This is a genomic window from Streptomyces sp. NPDC089424 (assembly GCF_044749345.1).
Taxonomy (GTDB): Bacteria; Actinomycetota; Actinomycetes; order Streptomycetales; family Streptomycetaceae; genus Streptomyces.
Genome location: NZ_JBIVHU010000001.1, coordinates 735,980 through 753,161 on the forward strand (window position 1 = coordinate 735,980; position 17,182 = coordinate 753,161).

The window sequence follows — 17,182 nt, forward strand, 5'->3', positions numbered from 1 at the left end:
CGCAGGACCAGCATCGCTCACGATGCGTTCATGAGCACGACGGGGGAGATCGCGGGGCGCGCGGTCATGGCGCCCACGGGGGTGGCGCCATGAGCGCGCGCCTGCGTGGCATCGCGCGGGAGACCGAGGAGATCGTGGCCGTGGGCGCCTACCAGGCGTCGAACGGGCGTACGGTTTCGATCGCGGCGGCGGTGGCCGCCGCACGGGACGCGACCCGGATGCACGGCCCCGGTCCGGTGCCGGTCGCGGCAGCGCCCGCGCTGGACACGATCGTCGAGGTGACGGGCGAGAGCAGCCTGGAGGCCGCCCGCCGGATCGGCGACGCCGCGGTGCTGAACTTCGCCTCCGCGCGCAATCCCGGCGGCGGCTTCCTGAACGGCGCGCAGGCGCAGGAAGAGGCCCTGTGCCGGGCCTCCGCGCTGTACTCCTGCCTACGGCGGGCCCCCGAGTTCTACGACCACCACCGCACCCACCGTGACCCGTTCTACACCGATCGGGTGATTCACTCGCCGGCCGTCCCGGTGTTCCGCGACGACCGCGGGCGCCTGCTGGACGAGCCGTTCACGGCCGGATTCCTCACGGCGGCCGCGCCCAACGCCGGGGTCGTGCGCCGCGCGGCACCCGAGCGGGCGGCCGACCTGCCACGCGCCCTCGCCGCCCGCGCCGAGCGCGTCCTGGAGGTCGCGGCCCGCCACGGCCACCGGCGGCTGGTCCTGGGTGCCTGGGGCTGTGGCGTCTTCCAGAACGATCCCGCCCAGGTCGCCGGCGCCTTCCGGGACCTGCTGGGTCCGGACGGGCGGTTCTCGGGGCGGTTCGCGCACGTGGTCTTCGGCGTGCTGGACCGTACGACGGGGACGGTCACCCGCCGTGCTTTCGAACGCACGTTCTTGGAACGTCAGGTCCAGCCGTAGCGCTCGCGCAGCCGGTGCCGGACCGCGTTGAACCGCATCCGGTCCAGGGCGCACGCCTCCCGGCGCATGCCCGCCTCGTGCAGCCGCAGCACCCGGTCCACATCCACCCAGGAGTCCCGCCCCGACCTGTCCCAGGGCCCGTTCCCGATGGCGACCCACTCCCGGTCGCCGTCGTGCCGCTTGCTGGACAGCTGCACCGCGAGGAACGTGCCCCCCGCCTCCCGGGCCACCACCAGCACCGGCCGGTCCTTGCCCCGCCCGTCGTTCTCCTCGTAGGGCACCCACGTCCACACGATCTCCCCGGGATCGGGGTCGCCGTCGTGCGCGGGCGAGTACTCGGTGCGCACCCGGCCGACCTTGCGCGGGTCGCACTGGGTGGTGGCGGTGGGGCCGAAGCGGCCCGGGACGTTCTCGTCCGTGAAGGCAGTCACGGGGTCACCGTAACGGGCGACTGTGAAGCCCTGGCCAAGGGGCGGGCGAACCCCCTTATGCCGCAGGGGACTCCGAGGCGGCCGGGTCCGGCGGGCGCAGTTCGTGCCAGCGCAGGTCCGCCTCCAGTTGCGCGGCGAGCGAGACGAGCAGCGGTTCGCTGTGCGCGGGGCCCAGCAACTGGGCACCGACCGGCAGACCGCCGGTGACGAAGCCCGCCGGGACGTTCACGCCGGGCCAGCCCAGCACGTTCCACGGCCAGGCGTAGGGGCAGGCGGCGATCATCGCGCGGTCGGTGGCCAGCCCGCCGAGCCGCAGCATGGCACCGATCGGCAACGGGGGAGCCGCCGTGGTCGGCGCGAGGATCACGTCGTACGACGAGAAGAAGGCGCCGATACGGCCGTGCAGCGCCGACTCCGCGCGCCGGGCCGCCCGCAGCGGCGCCCCGCCGAGCAGCCGGCCGAGCCGTGCGGCGTCCCGGGTGCGCGGGTCGAGCAGCGCGGCGTCGGGCGCCTCACGGACCCAGTCCGCGACACCTGCCGTGGCGCGCGGCACGAAGGTCAGCCCGATCCGGCCGTAGGGCGGGTCGGCCTCCTCGACCGTGTGCCCCGACGCGGCCAGTCTCTCGGCGAGTTCGACGACGCGGGCGCGGATCTCGGGGTGGAGGCGGGCGGGCACCGCCGTGAACGGCGGCTTCAGCGCGAGGGCCACGCGCAGCCGGCCGGGGTCCCGGCCCGCCGCGGCCGACACGTCGACCGCGGGCGGGCGGTGGGGGTCGCGGGCGTGGTTGCCGCGGGCGGAGTCCAGCAGCAGGGCGGCGTCCGCGACCGTGCGGGCCAGGGTGCCGTTGACCGTGATGCCGTGGAAGGACTCGCCGCGCGGCCAGGTCGAGATGCGCCCGCGCTGCGGCTTGATGCCGATCAGATGGGTCCAGGACGCCGGTATGCGTACCGAACCGGCGCCGTCCGAGCCGAGCGCGGCCGGCACCAGACCCGCCGCGACCGCCGCCGCCGAGCCGCCCGACGAACCGCCCGGTGTGTGCCCGGTGCTCCAGGGGTTGCGGGTCGCGCCGAACGCGGGCCCCTCGGTGAACGGCCACTGTCCGAGCTCGCAGGTGTTGGTCTTGCCGACGATCACCGCGCCGGAGGCACGCAGCCGCCGTACCGCCTCGCAGTCCTCGGCGGCCGGGGCGAACGTGCCGGGGCAGCCGAACGCGGTGGGCTCGCCGGCCACGTCCATGTCGTCCTTGACGGCGACGGGCACCCCGAGGAGCGGCCGTCGCCCTCCGGCGGCCAGTTCCCGGTCGGCGGCCGCCGCCTCGGCGAGCGCCGCCTCGGCCCGCACGATCCGGAAGGCGTTGAGGGTGCCCTGCGTCGCCTCGATCCGGGCCAGGGCCGCCTCGACGAGCGCGCGCGAGGACACCTCGCCGTCGGCGAGCGCACGGGCGGTCTCCGCCAGACCGGCGAAAGGGGCGAGCGTCATGCGGGGCACCTCCGGGACGTGTGGTCTACCGAACGGTAACGTCAGGAGGCGCGCGGGGGAACGGGGTTGGGGGAGCGAGGGTACGAGGACGGCCGGTGCCCCCGCTGTTCTGCGGGGGCACCGGCCGTCGTGGGTGTCAGGCGTTCGGGTCGAAGGGGATCTGGGCAGGCATCGAGTGGGCGAGGGCGTACTGGAAGTCGCCGTCGTCGATCTTGATGGTGGCCGCGCCGAAGTCGGCGCCCATCAGCTTGTCGCGGTATCCGGCCGGGTAGCCGTTCCAGCCGACGAGCCGCGGGAAGAACCATCCGCCCGTGGCGTTCTCCGCCGGTTCGTCGTTGCCGCCGGCGAACCGGAAGCAATGGCTGCCGATGCCGTCCTTGTGATAGACGATCTTCGGGTGGGTGCCGTCGAACCGGATCGACGAACGGGCGGCCACCTCATAGGTGTTGTGCTGGGAGACCGACACGTACTTGGCCTCGTTGTCGTTGACCCACACCACGACGTGTTCCCAGTCGTGGGTGTGCCCGAGAGCCGCCGGACCGAGGGTCACCTGGTCCTTCTCGAAGTAGCTGGCGTACATCACCGCGCACCAGCCGTTGTTGCACTTGGCGCGCGCATACGTGTTGGCGTTGGCCAGCTGCGCGTGGTCGTGGCAGCGGCCGTTGACGTCACCGCCCAGCTCGAGGCCGGGGTTGAGGGTGCCGTCGGCGCCGATGGCGGCGGTGGCGTAGCAGCCGTCGCCGTCGTAGTCGTACGCGGGCGAGAAGGTCTGTTCCAGGCCGTCGGCGTTCTGCGGCAGCAGTTGCAGAACGTTCGCGTGGGCACTCGTCGGTACGGCCACCAGCAGCGCCATCGCGCCGAGCGCGCCGAGGACGGCCCTGGCGAGGGGTCTCGCGTTGCGCATCACACCTCCTTGTCCGGCGCCGCCGTCAGCAGTAGAGGTTGCCGCCGGGGGAGACCCCGAGGATCGAGGCGAACCGCTGGTAGGCGTCGACGCGGCTCTGCACCTGGGCCGGGTTCCTGCCGTCGCACTCCAGGGAGCCGTTGATGCTGCGGATCGTCTGGCCGAAACCGGCGCTGTTCACCATGGCGTTGTGCGGGGTCATGGTGCCGGGGCCGGACTGGGTGTTCCAGTACCACAGGCCGGTCTTCCAGGCCACGGCCGAGTCGTTCTGCACCAGCCAGGGGTTGTTGAGCAGGTCGATGCCGAGCGCGTCCCCGGCGGCCTTGTAGTTGAAGTTCCAGCTCAGCTGGATGGGCCCGCGCCCGTAGTAGGCCGCCTGGCCGGCCGGGCAGCCGTACCACTGGCCCCAGTCGCAGTAGTGCGGGTAGTTGGCCTGGTTCTGCTCCACGATGTGGACGAGGCCGCCGGTCTCGTGGTTGACGTTGGCGAGGAAGGCGGCGGCCTCCTGCTTGCGCACGGTGTCGCTGCCGGTCTTGGCGAAGCCGGGATAGGCGCTCAGGGCGGCGGTGAGTCCGCTGTAGGTGTAGAACGAGTTCCGGCCCGGGAACATCTGGTTGAACTGGGCCTCGCTGACGACGAATCCGTTCGGGGTGCCGCCCCCGCCGCTCGCGGGCGCGTTCCACTTCTGGTTCGCCGCGCCGGTGCAGCTCCAGATCTGCAGCCGGGTGCCGTTGGCGCTGCTGTTCTCCCGTACGTCGAGACACTTGTTCGCGGCCGGGTTGACGATGTCCCGCGCCCCGGTGACGACCCACTGCTGGTTGGCGCCGCCGGAGCAGTCCCACAGCTGGACCGCCGCACCGTCGGCGGTGCTGCGCTCGACCACGTCCAGGCACTTGCCGAGCGCCCGCAGGGTCCCGTCGCCCGGGTTGGACCACACCTGGGCGCCGGTCCCGTTGCAGTCGTAGAGCTGTACGGCGGTGCCGTTGGCGCTGTTCGCGCCCGCCACGTCGACGCACTTTCCGGCGAGCCCGGTGATGGTGCCGTCGGCGGCCTGGGCGGGGCTCGCGGTGAACAGGGCGGTGACGACGGCGGAGGCGGCGGCGAGGGCCGTGAACCGGCCGATCAGGCTTCGCCGGGCACCGGGACGTCTGAGGTGGGAGATACGCATGCTGGACGACGCTCCTTGGGTGGGGGTTCGCGTCATCGCGCGCTCGGGCGCCCTGTGGATGGTTCGTCAGGTGGCCTCGATCGGGGCCACGTTCACCCTGAGGACGGCCGAGTGCGCGGACGGGGGGAGGTATCGTCCGGTGAAACTAAAGGTATGGACCAATTTAGTCAAGGTGTGAAGTAAGAGCTGAGGAAAGGGAGTTGAGATCGGTGCCGGGCCCCGGAAACGCGGAAGGCCGGCTCCGACCCCCGCTCGTGCGGGTCGGAGCCGGCCGGGTGCGGGGCCGGTGATCAGGCGGCCTGCGGCACCGCCTGCCCGTGCACGCGCGCCACGACCTCCGTGAGCTGCGCGACGACCTCGGCGTCGTCCGCGGGGTGGACCTCGGCGAAGCGGGTCACCGAGCCCGGGATGGAGAGCTTGATGTCCTCCAGCACCGTGGCGCCGGCGATGCCCAGCGCCTTGCGGGCCTCGTCCTGGGCCCAGACGCCGCCGTACTGGCCGAAGGCGGTGCCGATCACGGCGACCGGCTTGCCGCCGAGCGCGCCGGCGCCGTACGGGCGGGACAGCCAGTCGATGGCGTTCTTCAGCACGGCCGGGATGGTGCCGTTGTACTCCGGCGTGAACAGCAGCAGGGCGTCGGCGGAGCCGGCGGCCTCGCGAAGACGCTCGGCGGCGGCCGGGACCGTGCCCTCCACATCGATGTCCTCGTTGTAGAAGGGGATCTCGGCCAGGCCCTCGTACAGCTGGACGTCGGCACCCTCGGGGGCGAGCTTGACGGCGGTCTCGGCGAGCTGGCGGTTGTGCGAGCCGGCGCGGAGGCTGCCGACGAGGGCGAGGATGCGTACAGACATGGCTACTCCATGGGGGATGGAACGTGGGGTGAGTATCCGGACCGGGGTCCGTTTAGCTTTCTATCACCCTAACCGGACCGCGGTCCAGTTTCTTCCGCGTGCTTTACGCTGTCTTCATGTCCGCCTCCCTGCCGCCCTTCCCGGAGTCCCGTGAGCCGCTGGACGCACCCGAGCTCCTCGAACTCGGTCCGTCGGTCGAGGAGCAGTGCCTTCGCGCGGACGCCGCGCGCAACCGAGCCCGCCTGCTGGAGGCCGCCGGCCACCTGGTCGCGGAGCACGGCGCGGCGGCGCTGACCATGGAGGCGGTGGCCACCGCCGCCTCGGTGGGCAAGGGCACGGTCTTCCGCCGCTTCGGGGACCGGGTCGGCCTGCTGACGGCGCTGCTCGACCACTCGGAGAAGAAGTTCCAGGCCGCTTTCCTCGGCGGGCCACCGCCGCTCGGGCCCGGCGCGCCGCCCGTGGAGCGGCTGCGCGCGTTCGGCTGTGCGTCGTTGCGCAGGTCGCTGGAGCAGCTGGACCTCCAGCTCGCCGCCGAGGGGACCCCCGACCGCCGGCACAGCGCGGCGCCACGGCAGTTGCTGCACCAGCACCTGCTCCTGCTGCTGCGGCAGGTGGTGCCCGACGCGGACTGCGCCCTGCTCGCCCAGACCCTGCTGAGCTACCTCGACCCCGCCGTGGTCCACCACCTGACCAAACGCTGCGACATGCCGCTGGAGCGGCTGGAGGCGGGCTGGGTGGACCTGGTGGCGCGCATCACGCGGACCGAGTGCCCGCCCGCGGGGGAGCTGCCCGAGTGGCCCGGCACCGCCGAGCAGCCCTGTACCGGGCCGCCCTGCTGAGCCGCGGCGGGCTCGTCCGGCAGGCCCGGCACGCCCGCTTTGGTTGAAGGCGGGAGCACGTTCCCCCGCCCGCCGGCCGTGCCGCCGCCTCTGCCAGGATGCGGTACGTCATGGTGCAGATACCGAACACGCCCGCGTCCGCGACGCCCGCGCAGCGCTCGGTGCCCACGAGCGCCGATGTGGCCCGCCTGGCCGGCGTCTCCCGTGCGACCGTCTCGTACGTCCTCAACAACACCAGCGCGGTGCGGATCAGCGAACCCACGCGCCGCCGGGTCCACGAGGCAGCGAAGGAACTCGGATACGTGCCGCACGCGGCCGCCCGCAGCCTGCGCGCCGGGCACAGCCGGATGGTCCTGATGCCCTCCCCGGCCATTCCCGTGGGGCCGCTGCACGCGCAGTTCATCAACGAGCTCCAATGGGCCCTGAGCCGCCTCGACTACACCGTCGTGCAGTACGGCACGCTCGGCCTGCACGGCGACGAAGCCGCCCGCGCCTGGGCCGAGTTGCGGCCGGTCGCCGTGCTGGCGCCCGGACAGGGCCTCGGCCCGCAGGGCGTGGCGGTCCTCAAGCGCTCCGGGGCCCGGGCGGTCGTCAGCCTCGGCCCGGCGGCCGTCGAGGGCGCGCACGCCCTGCTCATGGACCACACGGCCGTCGGCCTGGCGGCCGGTCGCCATCTGTGCGAACGCGGCCGCCGCCGGATCGGCGTCGTCACGCCCGCGGAACCCGGCCTGGAGGCCTACTCCGGCCCGCGACTGGCCGGCGTACGGCAGGCCCTGCACGGCACCGGCGCCGTCGTCACCGAACTGCCCCTCGCCCACGACGAGGAGGCCGCAGCCCACCTCGCCGCGCGCTGGCGCAGGCTCGGTCTCGACGGGGTGTTCACGTACAACGACGAGTACGCGATGCTGCTGATGCGCGCCCTGCAGGACGAGGGGATACGGATCCCCGAGGAGACGGCGGTGATCGGCGCGGACGACCTGATGCTGGGCCGGCTGCTCAGGCCGCGCCTGAGCACCGTCCACATCGAGCTGCCGTCCGGCCGGTACCTCGCGGAACTGGTCGACCGCGCGGTCCGTGACCCGGGCGCCGCACCCGAGAGCCATGAGGTGCTGGGCGCCTCGGTGGTGCACCGCGACTCCAGCTGACTCCGGCGGCGCGGCCGGCTGCCTCGGCCGGCCGGCGCCGGACGACCGCCCTACTGCGCCTCGCCCTCCTGCGCCTGCTGCTCGGCGACCGCCTTGCGGACCTCGTCCATGTCCAGCTTGCGGGCCTGGCCGATGACGTCGGTGAGGGCCGCCTCGGGCAGGGCGCCGGGCTGCGCGAACACCGCCACCCGGTCGCGCACGATCATCAGCGTCGGGATCGACTGGATGCCGAAGGCGGCGGCCAGCTCCGGCTGCGCCTCGGTGTCCACCTTGCCGAAGACCAGGTCCGGATTGTCCTCCGCGGCCTTCTCGTACACCGGGGCGAACTGTCGGCACGGCCCGCACCAGGACGCCCAGAAGTCGATCAGGACGAACTCGTTGTCCGTGACCGTCTGGTCGAAGTTCTCCTTGGTGAGCTCGACTGTCTGGCTCATGGCGTGATCCCTACTTCCTGGGGTGGGGGCGAAGCCGTCGGCACAACACGGTCGGACCGCCGGGTATTCCGGGCGGCCGATCGATCATGTAACGGCGCGCGTACCCATGTGGCCACGCGCCACACCACCCACCAGACTGACCCCCATGACGGAAAAGCAATCCATCGCCTACGACGTCGTCGTGCTCGGTGCCGGACCGGTGGGCGAGAACGTCGCCGACCGCACCCGCGCGGCCGGTCTGAGCACCGCGATCGTGGAGAGCGAACTGGTCGGCGGCGAATGCTCCTACTGGGCCTGCATGCCCAGCAAGGCCCTGCTGCGCCCGGTCACCGCCCGCGCGGACGCCCGCCGGGTCCCGGGGCTGAGCGGGCTGGTGCAGGGGGACCTCGACGTGACCGCGGTGCTGGCCCACCGGGACTACTACACCTCGCACTGGAAGGACGACGGCCAGGTCGCCTGGCTCGACGGCATCGGCGTCGCTCTCCACCGGGGGCACGGCCGCCTCGCCGGACCGCGCACGGTCGTCGTCACCGGCCCCGACGGCGAGGAGACCACCCTCACGGCACGGCACGCCGTCGCCGTCTGCGTCGGCAGCCGCGCCGAGCTGCCCGACCTGCCGGGGCTCGCCGACGTCCGGCCCTGGACCAGCAGGGAGGCGACCAGCTCCCAGGAGGTGCCCGGCCGGCTCGTCGTCGTGGGCGGCGGCGTGGTCGCCACCGAGATGGCCACCGTCTGGCAGGCCCTCGGCTCGCGCGTGACCGTCCTGGTACGGGGCAAGGGCCTGCTGAACCGGATGGAGCCCTTCGCCGGTGAATTGGTCGCGGAGGCGCTCACCGAGGCCGGCGCGGACCTCCGCACCGGTGTCTCGGTCGCGTCGGTGACCCGCGAGAACGGCACCGTCGTCGTGGTCACCGACCAGGGCGACCGCATCGAGGCCGACGAGATCCTCTTCGCCACCGGCCGCGCGCCGCGCACCGACGACATCGGCCTCGACACCGTCGGCCTGGAGCCGGGCTCCTGGCTGTCGGTCGACGACAGCCTCCAGGTGACCGGCTCCGACTGGCTCTACGGCGTCGGCGACGTCAACCACCGTGCGCTGCTGACCCACCAGGGCAAGTACCAGGCGAGGATCGCGGGCGCCGCCATCGCCGCGCGCGCCCTGGGCGAGCGTGTCCTGGGCTCCGGCGCCTGGGGCGCGCACGCCGCCACCGCCGACCACGCGGCCGTACCGCAGGTCGTCTTCACCGACCCGGAGGCGGCGTCCGCCGGGCTCTCCCTGGCGGAGGCCGAGCGTGCGGGCCATCGCGTCCGCGCGGTGGACGTCGAGTTCTCCTCGGTCGCCGGGGCGGGCCTGTACGCCGACGGCTACCGCGGGCGCGCCCGGATGGTCGTCGACGTGGAGCGCGAGATCCTGCGAGGGGTGACCTTCGTGGGCCCGGGCGTGGCGGAGCTGATCCACTCGGCCGCCGTCGCCATCGTCGCCGAGGTGCCGCTGAGCAGGCTGTGGCACGCGGTGCCGTCGTACCCGACGATCAGCGAGGTGTGGCTGCGGCTGCTGGAGAGCTACCGCGACAACTGAGGAAGCGGGGCAGCACCGCACCGAGTCGAGCGGCTCCCCTCACTCCGGCAGCGCGAAGCCCAGCTCCCGCGCCGCCTCCTCGGGCGTCGGCTGCGCCCAGCGCTGTGCCACCGCCCCGTTCGCGGACAGGGAGCGCAGCTCGGCGCGGTCGACGTAGAGCACGCCGTCCAGGTGGTCCGTCTCGTGCTGAACGATCCGGGCGGGCCACCCGGTGAACACCTCGTCCACGGCACGGCCGTGCTCGTCCGAGCAGGTCAGCCGCACCTGGGTCGGCCGGGCCACCACCGCCTGCCAGCCCGGCACGCTCAGACAGCCCTCGAAGAACCCGGCCCGCGCCGCGCCGGCCGGCTCGTACGACGGATTCACCAGGACCCGGAACGGCAGCGGCACCCGCCCACGCGCCAGCCGCACCTCCTCCGGCACCGGCGCCGGGTCCTCGATCACCGCGATCCGCAGCGGCACGCCGACCTGGGGTGCCGCCAGACCGACGCCCGGCGCCGCGTGCATGGTGACGCGCAGGGCCTCGACGAACCGGGCCAGCAGCGCGGGCTCCAGCTGGCCCTCGAACGGCTCGGCGGGCCGCCGCAGCACGGGGTCTCCGGCCGCGACGATCGGCAACGGGCCCTCCGTGGCGAGGAGTTGCTCGACCTGTCGGGCGAGCGGCAAACGGTCACGGGGTGTCGACATGGGGCCAGGATGTCATGACCCTCTGTCGTGTGACGCGGGCCACTCATATCTCCGGGAACTCCCCGCGCCCCCACCCCGACTACTGGACCGCTACGGCCGAAAATCGTCCCCCCTCCCCGGAGTTCCCATGACCACCGCTCCCCCGACCAGCACGGACGCGCCCCCGCAGCCCGCCGCGCCGCCGCCGAAACCGAGCCTGTGGGCGCCCTTGCGCCCGCTCGTGCTGCGCCTGCACTTCTACGCCGGACTCCTCGTCGCCCCCTTCCTGCTCGTCGCGGCCACCACCGGTCTCCTGTACGCCGGTTCGTTCCAGGCCGAGAAGATCGTGTACGCCGACGAGATGACCGTCCCCGAGGTCGGCGGCACCGAACTGCCCATGTCCGCGCAGGTGGCCGCCGCCCGCGAGGCCCACCCCGAGGGAGCGGTCTTTGCCGTTCGGCCCGCGCCGGAGGACGACGCCACCACGCGCGTCATGCTCTCCGGGGTGCCCGGCGTCGACGAGGACCACACGCTCGCCGTGTTCGTCGACCCGTACACCGGGAAGGTGCGAGGCGCCCTGGAGCAGTACGGCTCCACCGGGGCACTGCCGCTGCGCACCTGGATCGACGAGTTCCACCGCGACCTGCACCTCGGCGACAGCGGACGCCTCTACAGCGAACTGGCCGCGAGCTGGCTGTGGGTGATCGCGGCCGGGGGCCTGGTGCTGTGGTTCTCCCGCCGCCGCGCGCGGCGCAAGGTGCGCGGCACCACCGGCCGCCGCCGCTCCCTCGGCCTGCACGGGACGATCGGCGTCTGGGCCGGGATCGGCTTCCTCTTCCTCTCGGTGACCGGTCTGACCTGGTCGACGTACGCCGGTGCGAACATCGACGAACTGCGCACCTCCCTCGGCCACTCCACCCCGTCCGTGTCGGCGTCGGCGGGCGGCGACCACGGAGGCCATGGCGCGGCGGCGGGGACCGGAGGGTCCGGTGAGCACGGTGTCGGTCTCGACAAGGTGCTGGCCGCCGCCCGGGCCGAGGGGCTGGGCGACCCCGTCGAGATCGTTCCGCCGGCCGACGCGGGCTCGGCGTACGTGGTGAAGCAGGTGGAGCGCGGCTGGCCCGGCAAGCAGGACTCGGTCGCCGTCGACCCGGCCACCGGCGAGGTCACCGACGTGCTGCGGTTCGCCGACCACCCGCTGCTGGCGAAACTCACCCGGTGGGGCATCGACCTGCACACCGGCGTGCTCTTCGGGCTGGTGAACCAGATCGCCCTCATGCTGCTCGCGCTGTCCCTGATCGTGCTCATCGTGCTCGGCTACCGCATGTGGTGGCAGCGCGGCCGCGGGTCCGCGTTCGGCCGGCCGATCCCGCGGGGCGCCTGGGCGCAGGTGCCGCCGCAGATCCTGGTCCCGCTGCTGGCCGTGGTCGCCGTCGTGGGCTACTTCGTGCCGCTGCTCGGCATACCGCTGGCGGCGTTCCTCGTGGTGGACGTGATCCTGGGCGAGATCGCGCACCGGCGGGGGCGGCGGACGTACGCCGCCGGGGGAGGGACCACCGACGAGGCGGCCGCCGGATGAACGACGGCCCGGCCTCTCGGTCGGAGGCCGGGCCGTCGTCGGCGTCGAGGGCGCTCGCGCCGGTCAGACGCGTTCGCCGAAGTCGCCCGCGAGCGCGGAGGCGAGGCGCAGATGCGGCTCCGCCTCCGTCTGCCGGCCCTGGCGTTCGAGCGTACGGCCCAGCATCAGGCGGGCGTACTGCTCCACCGGGTCGCGCTCCACGATGACGCGCAACTGGTGCTCCGCGCGGCGCAGTTGCGCCGAGTGGTAGTAGGCGCGGGCCAGCAGCAGTCGCGGTCCCGTCTGCTCCGGCACCTCCTCGACCAGCCCGTCCAGGATGCGCGCCGCCGTCGTGTACTCCTTGGCGTCGAAGAACATCCGTGCGCGGTCCCAGCGCTCGGCCGGCGTTCCGTGGTCGTAGTACGTCGTCTCCACTCTGACCTCCTTCGGGCCCCTCAACCCGCGCGCGTGGCCGAAAATTCCGGCACGGGAGGCGGCGCCTCGCCGGTCGCGGCCCGCGCACCGGCGCACCTCAGGCCGGGCCTTCGCGCGGCGCCGGTGCCGGTGCCGGGGGATCGCGTCGCCGGAACGCGAGGAGCGCGGCGTCGTCGCCGAGGTTTCCGCCGCCGGTGTAGTGCAGCAGGTCGCCGCGGAGATAGGAGACGAGCGACTGCGGGTCGCCGCCGGGCCAGGTGCGGATGCGGTCGGGCAGGGGATAGAACGTCCCGGCCCGGTCCCGGGCTTCGAGGACGCCGTCGGTGCACAACAGCACGATGTCGTCCGGGCCCAGGGCGAAGCTCCCGGTGCGGGCGTACAGGGTCGCGAGGCCCAGACCGAGCGGCGGTGCCGGGTCGGGCAGCGCGGGCTCCACGGGCAGGCCGCCGCGGACGACGAGCGGCGCGGGGTGGCCGCAGGACAGGCAGCTGACCGGGCCGGCGTCGTCGGGGACGTCGAGCAGCAGCGCGGTGACGAAGTCCTCCCCGGCCGCGCGGTCCAGGGGGCCGGGGGTCGCGGCGAGCGCGCCGTCCAGGGCCGCGGCGAGCGTCGGCAGGTCGGGTTCGCGGTGGGCCGTGGCGTGGAACGCCCCGAGCACGAGGGCGGCCTCACCGACGGCGTCGAGGCCCTTGCCCCGCACGTCGCCGATCATGAGCCGGGTGCTGTGCGGTCTGCGGGCGACGGCGTAGAGGTCTCCGCCGATGACCGCCTCGGCCTCGGCCGCGAGGTAGACGGATGCGATGTGCAGCGGGCCGGCGTGTTCGGGCAGTGGCCGGAGCACCGCCTTCTGCGCGGTCAGTGCCAGGGAGCGTACGTGGCGGTAGTGGCGTGCGTACTGGTCGCGCAGGTAGGCGAAGAAGACCACGAGAGCCGAGACGGCCGCCAGGGCGAGGGTGGCCACGCTCTGGTTGAGGGCGGGCGGTCCCTCGGTCATGTCGACGGCGACCTCGGCGCCCAGGGCCAGGGCCGCCACGGCCGCGGTGAGCCGGGCGCCGGAGAAGGAGGCGGTGATCGCCGGCGCCACGACGAGGAAGGGGCTGAGCCGGACCTGCGGCGGGGTCAGCACGTCGACGAGGGTGATGACCGCGATCAGCGCCAACGGCCCGGCGATCCAGAACGGCCGCCGTCCCTCGCGCGCGCTCAGGAGATCGAAACTCATGAGCAAGCAATACTCGCCCCGCGTGGGCCGGGCCCAGGTGGTGCGCGTGTCGGCACCCGTATGGCGGGCAGCGCGGCGCGGATCGGTGCCTGCGCGGGCTCAGGCGAGGGCCGTGAGGAACTCGACGAGCGCGGCGTTCACCTCGGCCGGGCGTTCCTGCTGGGTCCAGTGGCCGCAGCCCGCCAGCCTGATCGGCTCGCGGCGCAGTCCGGGCATCAGCTCCGGGAGCCGCGCGATGAGTTCGGGCGTGCCGGGGAAGGCGGGGACCAGGTCGCGGTCGCCGTAGACGTACAGGGAGGGAGGGGTGACGACCGCGCCGTCCCAGGGGGCCGTCAGTTCCCAGTTGCGGTCCAGGTTGCGGTACCAGTTGAGCGCGCCGGTGAAGCCGCCGGAGAAGCTCTCGGTGAGCGCGTCCAGATCCTGCTCGGTGAACCACTCGGGCAGCGTGCCGGGGTCCGGCATGGTCGCGAGCCAGCCCCGCTCCAGGTCGACCAGCGGCTGCTCGACCTCGCCGGGAGCGTCGCCGGAGGCCGAGGCGATGAACTTCCGCAAGGCGGTGCGGGTGTCGGCGGCGAACTCGGCGTCGGCGACACCGGGACGGTTGAACCAGTTCCAGTAGAAGCGGCCGCCGAACCTCTTCTCCATGGTGACGAGCGGCGGTTCCGGGCCCCGGAAGGGAGGGGGCACGCTGAGACCGGCCACCCCGAGCACCAGGTCCGGCCGCAGCAGGGCGGTGTGCCAGGCGACCGGCGCGCCCCAGTCGTGGCCGACGACGTACGCCTGCTCCTCGCCGAGAGCGCGGATCAGGCCCACCACGTCGCCGACCAGGTGCAGGATGCTGTACGCGGCGACGTCCTCGGGACGGTCGCTGCGGCCGTAACCACGCTGGTCGGGGGCGACCACCCGGAAGCCCGCGGCGGTCAGCGGAGCGAACTGGTGGTGCCAGGAGCGCCAGGACTCCGGGAAGCCGTGCAGGAGCACCACCAGGGGGCCGGTGCCCTCCTCGGCGATGTGCAGCCGGATGCCGTTCACGTCGACCATGCGATGCGCGACCATGCGCCCGAGGCTAGGGCCTGTCGCCACGGCGGCGGCCGCGGCACGGCGCGCCCTCGCGCCGCACAACCCGAAAGCCCGAGTCGCGGCGCGCGTCACAACGACAGTGTGAACTTCGCACGGCGGCCACACCTCTCACACCGACAAACCACCACCGTGGTGGCGGCCGCCGCGCTTCCGGGCGGTCAGGCCTCCGTGTTGTGGCTGGGGTGGGGGGCGGCGGCAGGCCCGCGGGTGGTGACCCAGTTGGCCAGGAACGTCAGGGCCTCGGCCGTTGCGGAGCCCGGTTCCGCCGTGTACACCAGCAGTGACTGGTCGGCTGCGCCCCGGACGTCCAGGACCTGGAAGTCCAGGTCGAGCTCGCCCGCGATCGGATGCCGGAACTTCTTGCGTCCCTGCCGCTGGGCCCGCACCCGGTGGCCGGACCACCAGGAGCCGAAGTCGTCGTCCTTGAGGGACAGTTCCCCGACGAGCTGGGCGAGTTCGGGATCGTCCGGATACCGTGCCGCGTCCATCCGCAGATACGCGACGCACTCCTGCGCGACCTTCGCCCAGTTCTCGTACATGCCGCGCACCCGCGGATGCAGGAACGTCAGCCAGATGTGGTTGCGCTGGCGTTGCGGCAGCTCGGCGAAGTCGGTGAACAGCGCCGCTCCCAGCTCGTTCCAGGCGAGGACGTCCATCCGTCGTCCGAGGACCAGCGCCGGGACGTTGACCAGGCTCTCCAGGAGCACCCGGGTGCCGGGGGAGACCTGTTGCCGGCGCGGAGCCGCGGGCCGGAACCTCTCGGGCACCGTGGCGTCCTCCGCCGCGACCCGCAGCAGGTACTCCTTCTCGTCCGCCCGCAGCTGGAGCGCCTCGGCCAGCGACAGGAGGACCGTCGGGGAGGCGGACTTCACGCGGCCCTGTTCGAGACGCACGATGTAGTCCACGCTGATCCCGGCGAGAGAAGCCAGTTCCTCCCGGCGCAGGCCCGGTACCCGCCGCCGCCCGACGGCGGGCAGGCCCACGTCCTCCGTGTGGATCCGTGCCCGGCACGCACGGAGATAGTCGCCCAGCTGGGTCATGTGCCACTCCTCATCGATCACTTCCACCGCGCGCCCGACCGCGCGTTCCTGCGCGAGCGGATCAGCTCCGCACCGCGACGTCCTCGTGGTCCGTGGAGAGCGCCAGGTGCCGCCAGGCACGGGCCTCCCGGTCCAGCTGGGCGATCTTCTGCTCCATCGCCCCGGCGCAGTCGCTGCCGAGCTGAGCCCGCAGCGGCGGCTCCTCGGCGTCGACGAGCGCGAGGATCGCCGTCGCGCCCTTGACCGGGTCGCCCGGCTGGGCGTGGTTGAGCCCCGGCACTGCTCCGCGCACGGCGCCGGCCGTGGCCGCGTAGTCGCCGATGACCTGCTCCTCGACGTGCAGGCTGGTGCCGTCCAGGAAGTCGGTGCGGAAGTATCCGGGCTCGACGACCGTCACCTTCAGCCCCAGCGGCGAGACCTCCTGGTGCAGTGCCTCGGACAGGCCCTCGACGGCGAACTTGGTGGAGCAGTACACACCGAAGCCGGCCACACCGTTGAACCCCCCGATGGAGCTGAGGTTGATCACGTGTCCACGGCCCTGCCGCCGCATCACGGGGAGCACGGCGCGCGTCACGTTGAGGAGGCCGAAGACGTTGGTGTCGAACACGCCGCGGGCGGCGGCGTCGGACGTCTCCTCGACGGCACCCAGCACACCGCGACCCGCGTTGTTGACCAGGACGTCGATGCCGCCGAACGCCTCCGTGGCGGCGCGCACGGCCGAGGCCGCCTGCGCCTCGTCGGTGACGTCCAGGGGCAGGGCCAGCAGCCGGCCGCCGTGACCGGGCAGCGCCTGCTCCAGGCCCTCGGGCCGCCGGGCGGTGGCCACGACCCTGTCGCCGCGCTCCAGCGCCTGGCGGGCGAGTTCGAGGCCGAACCCGCGGGAGGCGCCGGTGATGAACCAGACAGTCATGAAGATCTCCGTCACAAGGGGTGTGAATTCGCGTAGGTCAATCGTCTGTCACACGCCGGTGACCAGCCAGGGAAGGATCTGCATAGGCTGACGGGCCGGCCCCCGCGGACCCCGGCCGGGGGGGGGAGTGCCGTGTGCCCGTGGTGAGGTGCCAGCGCTGCTGATACAGCTCGTACAGGGCCGATGGCGCGCTGCCGGCCGCCCCATGACCACGAAGACGGTGCCCGCGACCGTCCAGAACTCCCGGCGCCGAAACGGCCGGGCGGGGGCGGGCAGGGCAGGCTTCCTCGGGTGCATGGACGTCTTCGCCGCCGTGCAGGGGGGCATGGGTGATCCCTTCGGTCCGCTCGCCGACCCGGCGCACAATGTTTGCGTTCATGGTGCATCGAGTTGGCGTGCGGAGGCAGGGCATGTTCTTCCTGGGATGGCGAACCTGGGAAAGGCAGTACCAGGAAGACCCCTCGTCGCTCAATGCTGTGGCCCTGGCAGTGTGATCGCCGGCGGACACCACGGTGTCACACCACCTTGGGCG

The 17,182-nt window shown here is 73.2% G+C and carries 17 protein-coding genes; 5 read left to right on the forward strand and 12 right to left on the reverse strand.

Annotated elements, in window-relative coordinates; translation table 11 throughout:
- The first annotated feature begins 89 nt into the window (after positions 1-89).
- A complete protein-coding gene (locus ACIP2X_RS03130; RefSeq protein ID WP_401666743.1) occupies positions 90-911 on the forward strand; it encodes a TIGR02452 family protein in 822 nt (273 codons plus the stop codon).
- Here ACIP2X_RS03130 and ACIP2X_RS03135 read toward each other — a convergent pair.
- The 5 genes from ACIP2X_RS03135 to ACIP2X_RS03155 form a co-directional block, all read right to left on the reverse strand.
- On the reverse strand, positions 896-1,342 hold the full coding sequence (locus ACIP2X_RS03135; protein WP_401666745.1) for a type II toxin-antitoxin system PemK/MazF family toxin: 447 nt from the start codon (positions 1,340-1,342) through the stop codon (positions 896-898). The two genes, ACIP2X_RS03130 and ACIP2X_RS03135, sit on opposite strands and share 16 nt — an antisense overlap.
- A gap of 55 nt (positions 1,343-1,397) precedes the next feature.
- Positions 1,398-2,822 (reverse strand): amidase, encoded by a 1,425-nt coding sequence (locus ACIP2X_RS03140; RefSeq protein ID WP_401666747.1) that lies wholly within the window; start codon positions 2,820-2,822, stop codon positions 1,398-1,400.
- Between the two features lie 136 nt (positions 2,823-2,958).
- A complete protein-coding gene (locus tag ACIP2X_RS03145) occupies positions 2,959-3,726 on the reverse strand; it encodes an NPP1 family protein (protein WP_401666750.1) in 768 nt (255 codons plus the stop codon).
- 25 nt (positions 3,727-3,751) lie between these two features.
- Positions 3,752-4,894: a glycoside hydrolase family 19 protein gene (locus ACIP2X_RS03150; protein ID WP_401666752.1), complete on the reverse strand. Its 1,143-nt coding sequence runs from the start codon at positions 4,892-4,894 to the stop codon at positions 3,752-3,754.
- 290 nt (positions 4,895-5,184) lie between these two features.
- The gene (locus ACIP2X_RS03155; protein ID WP_401666755.1) at positions 5,185-5,745 is read right to left on the reverse strand and encodes an NAD(P)H-dependent oxidoreductase; all 561 of its coding nucleotides are present in this window, start codon (positions 5,743-5,745) and stop codon (positions 5,185-5,187) included.
- Between the two features lie 98 nt (positions 5,746-5,843).
- On the opposite strand from ACIP2X_RS03155, the gene ACIP2X_RS03160 reads away from it, so the two are divergent.
- Both ACIP2X_RS03160 and ACIP2X_RS03165 read left to right on the forward strand, forming a co-directional pair.
- On the forward strand, positions 5,844-6,584 hold the full coding sequence (locus ACIP2X_RS03160; RefSeq protein WP_401666757.1) for a TetR/AcrR family transcriptional regulator: 741 nt from the start codon (positions 5,844-5,846) through the stop codon (positions 6,582-6,584).
- Between the two features lie 110 nt (positions 6,585-6,694).
- Positions 6,695-7,729 (forward strand): LacI family DNA-binding transcriptional regulator, encoded by a 1,035-nt coding sequence (locus tag ACIP2X_RS03165; protein WP_401666759.1) that lies wholly within the window; start codon positions 6,695-6,697, stop codon positions 7,727-7,729.
- A 50-nt stretch (positions 7,730-7,779) separates the two neighbouring features.
- On the opposite strand, the gene trxA is transcribed toward ACIP2X_RS03165, so the two are convergent.
- Positions 7,780-8,163, reverse strand: a complete 384-nt coding sequence (gene trxA / locus ACIP2X_RS03170) for a thioredoxin (protein ID WP_401666761.1) — start codon at positions 8,161-8,163, stop codon at positions 7,780-7,782.
- A gap of 145 nt (positions 8,164-8,308) precedes the next feature.
- Here trxA and ACIP2X_RS03175 point away from each other — a divergent pair, with 145 nt between their 5' ends.
- Positions 8,309-9,742 carry a dihydrolipoyl dehydrogenase family protein gene (locus ACIP2X_RS03175; RefSeq protein ID WP_401666764.1) on the forward strand — a complete coding sequence of 478 codons (1,434 nt, stop codon included), beginning with the start codon at positions 8,309-8,311 and terminating at the stop codon, positions 9,740-9,742.
- A 39-nt stretch (positions 9,743-9,781) separates the two neighbouring features.
- On the opposite strand, the gene ACIP2X_RS03180 is transcribed toward ACIP2X_RS03175, so the two are convergent.
- Positions 9,782-10,429, reverse strand: a complete 648-nt coding sequence (locus tag ACIP2X_RS03180) for a peptide deformylase (RefSeq protein ID WP_401666767.1) — start codon at positions 10,427-10,429, stop codon at positions 9,782-9,784.
- 127 nt (positions 10,430-10,556) lie between these two features.
- On the opposite strand from ACIP2X_RS03180, the gene ACIP2X_RS03185 reads away from it, so the two are divergent.
- Positions 10,557-11,987 (forward strand): PepSY-associated TM helix domain-containing protein, encoded by a 1,431-nt coding sequence (locus ACIP2X_RS03185; protein WP_401666770.1) that lies wholly within the window; start codon positions 10,557-10,559, stop codon positions 11,985-11,987.
- 63 nt (positions 11,988-12,050) lie between these two features.
- On the opposite strand, the gene ACIP2X_RS03190 is transcribed toward ACIP2X_RS03185, so the two are convergent.
- From ACIP2X_RS03190 to ACIP2X_RS03210, 5 genes are all read right to left on the reverse strand, one after another.
- Complete coding sequence (locus tag ACIP2X_RS03190) at positions 12,051-12,401, reverse strand: tetratricopeptide repeat protein (RefSeq protein ID WP_401666772.1); 351 nt, start codon at positions 12,399-12,401, stop codon at positions 12,051-12,053.
- 97 nt (positions 12,402-12,498) lie between these two features.
- Positions 12,499-13,620, reverse strand: a complete 1,122-nt coding sequence (locus ACIP2X_RS03195) for a PP2C family protein-serine/threonine phosphatase (RefSeq protein WP_401666774.1) — start codon at positions 13,618-13,620, stop codon at positions 12,499-12,501.
- 99 nt (positions 13,621-13,719) lie between these two features.
- Positions 13,720-14,676: an alpha/beta fold hydrolase gene (locus tag ACIP2X_RS03200; RefSeq protein ID WP_401666776.1), complete on the reverse strand. Its 957-nt coding sequence runs from the start codon at positions 14,674-14,676 to the stop codon at positions 13,720-13,722.
- Positions 14,677-14,858: 182 nt separating this feature from the next.
- Positions 14,859-15,740, reverse strand: a complete 882-nt coding sequence (locus ACIP2X_RS03205) for a helix-turn-helix domain-containing protein (RefSeq protein ID WP_401666779.1) — start codon at positions 15,738-15,740, stop codon at positions 14,859-14,861.
- A 61-nt stretch (positions 15,741-15,801) separates the two neighbouring features.
- Entirely contained in the window at positions 15,802-16,650 is an 849-nt protein-coding gene (locus ACIP2X_RS03210; protein ID WP_401666782.1) for an oxidoreductase, read from the reverse strand.
- Positions 16,651-17,182 lie beyond the last annotated feature (532 nt).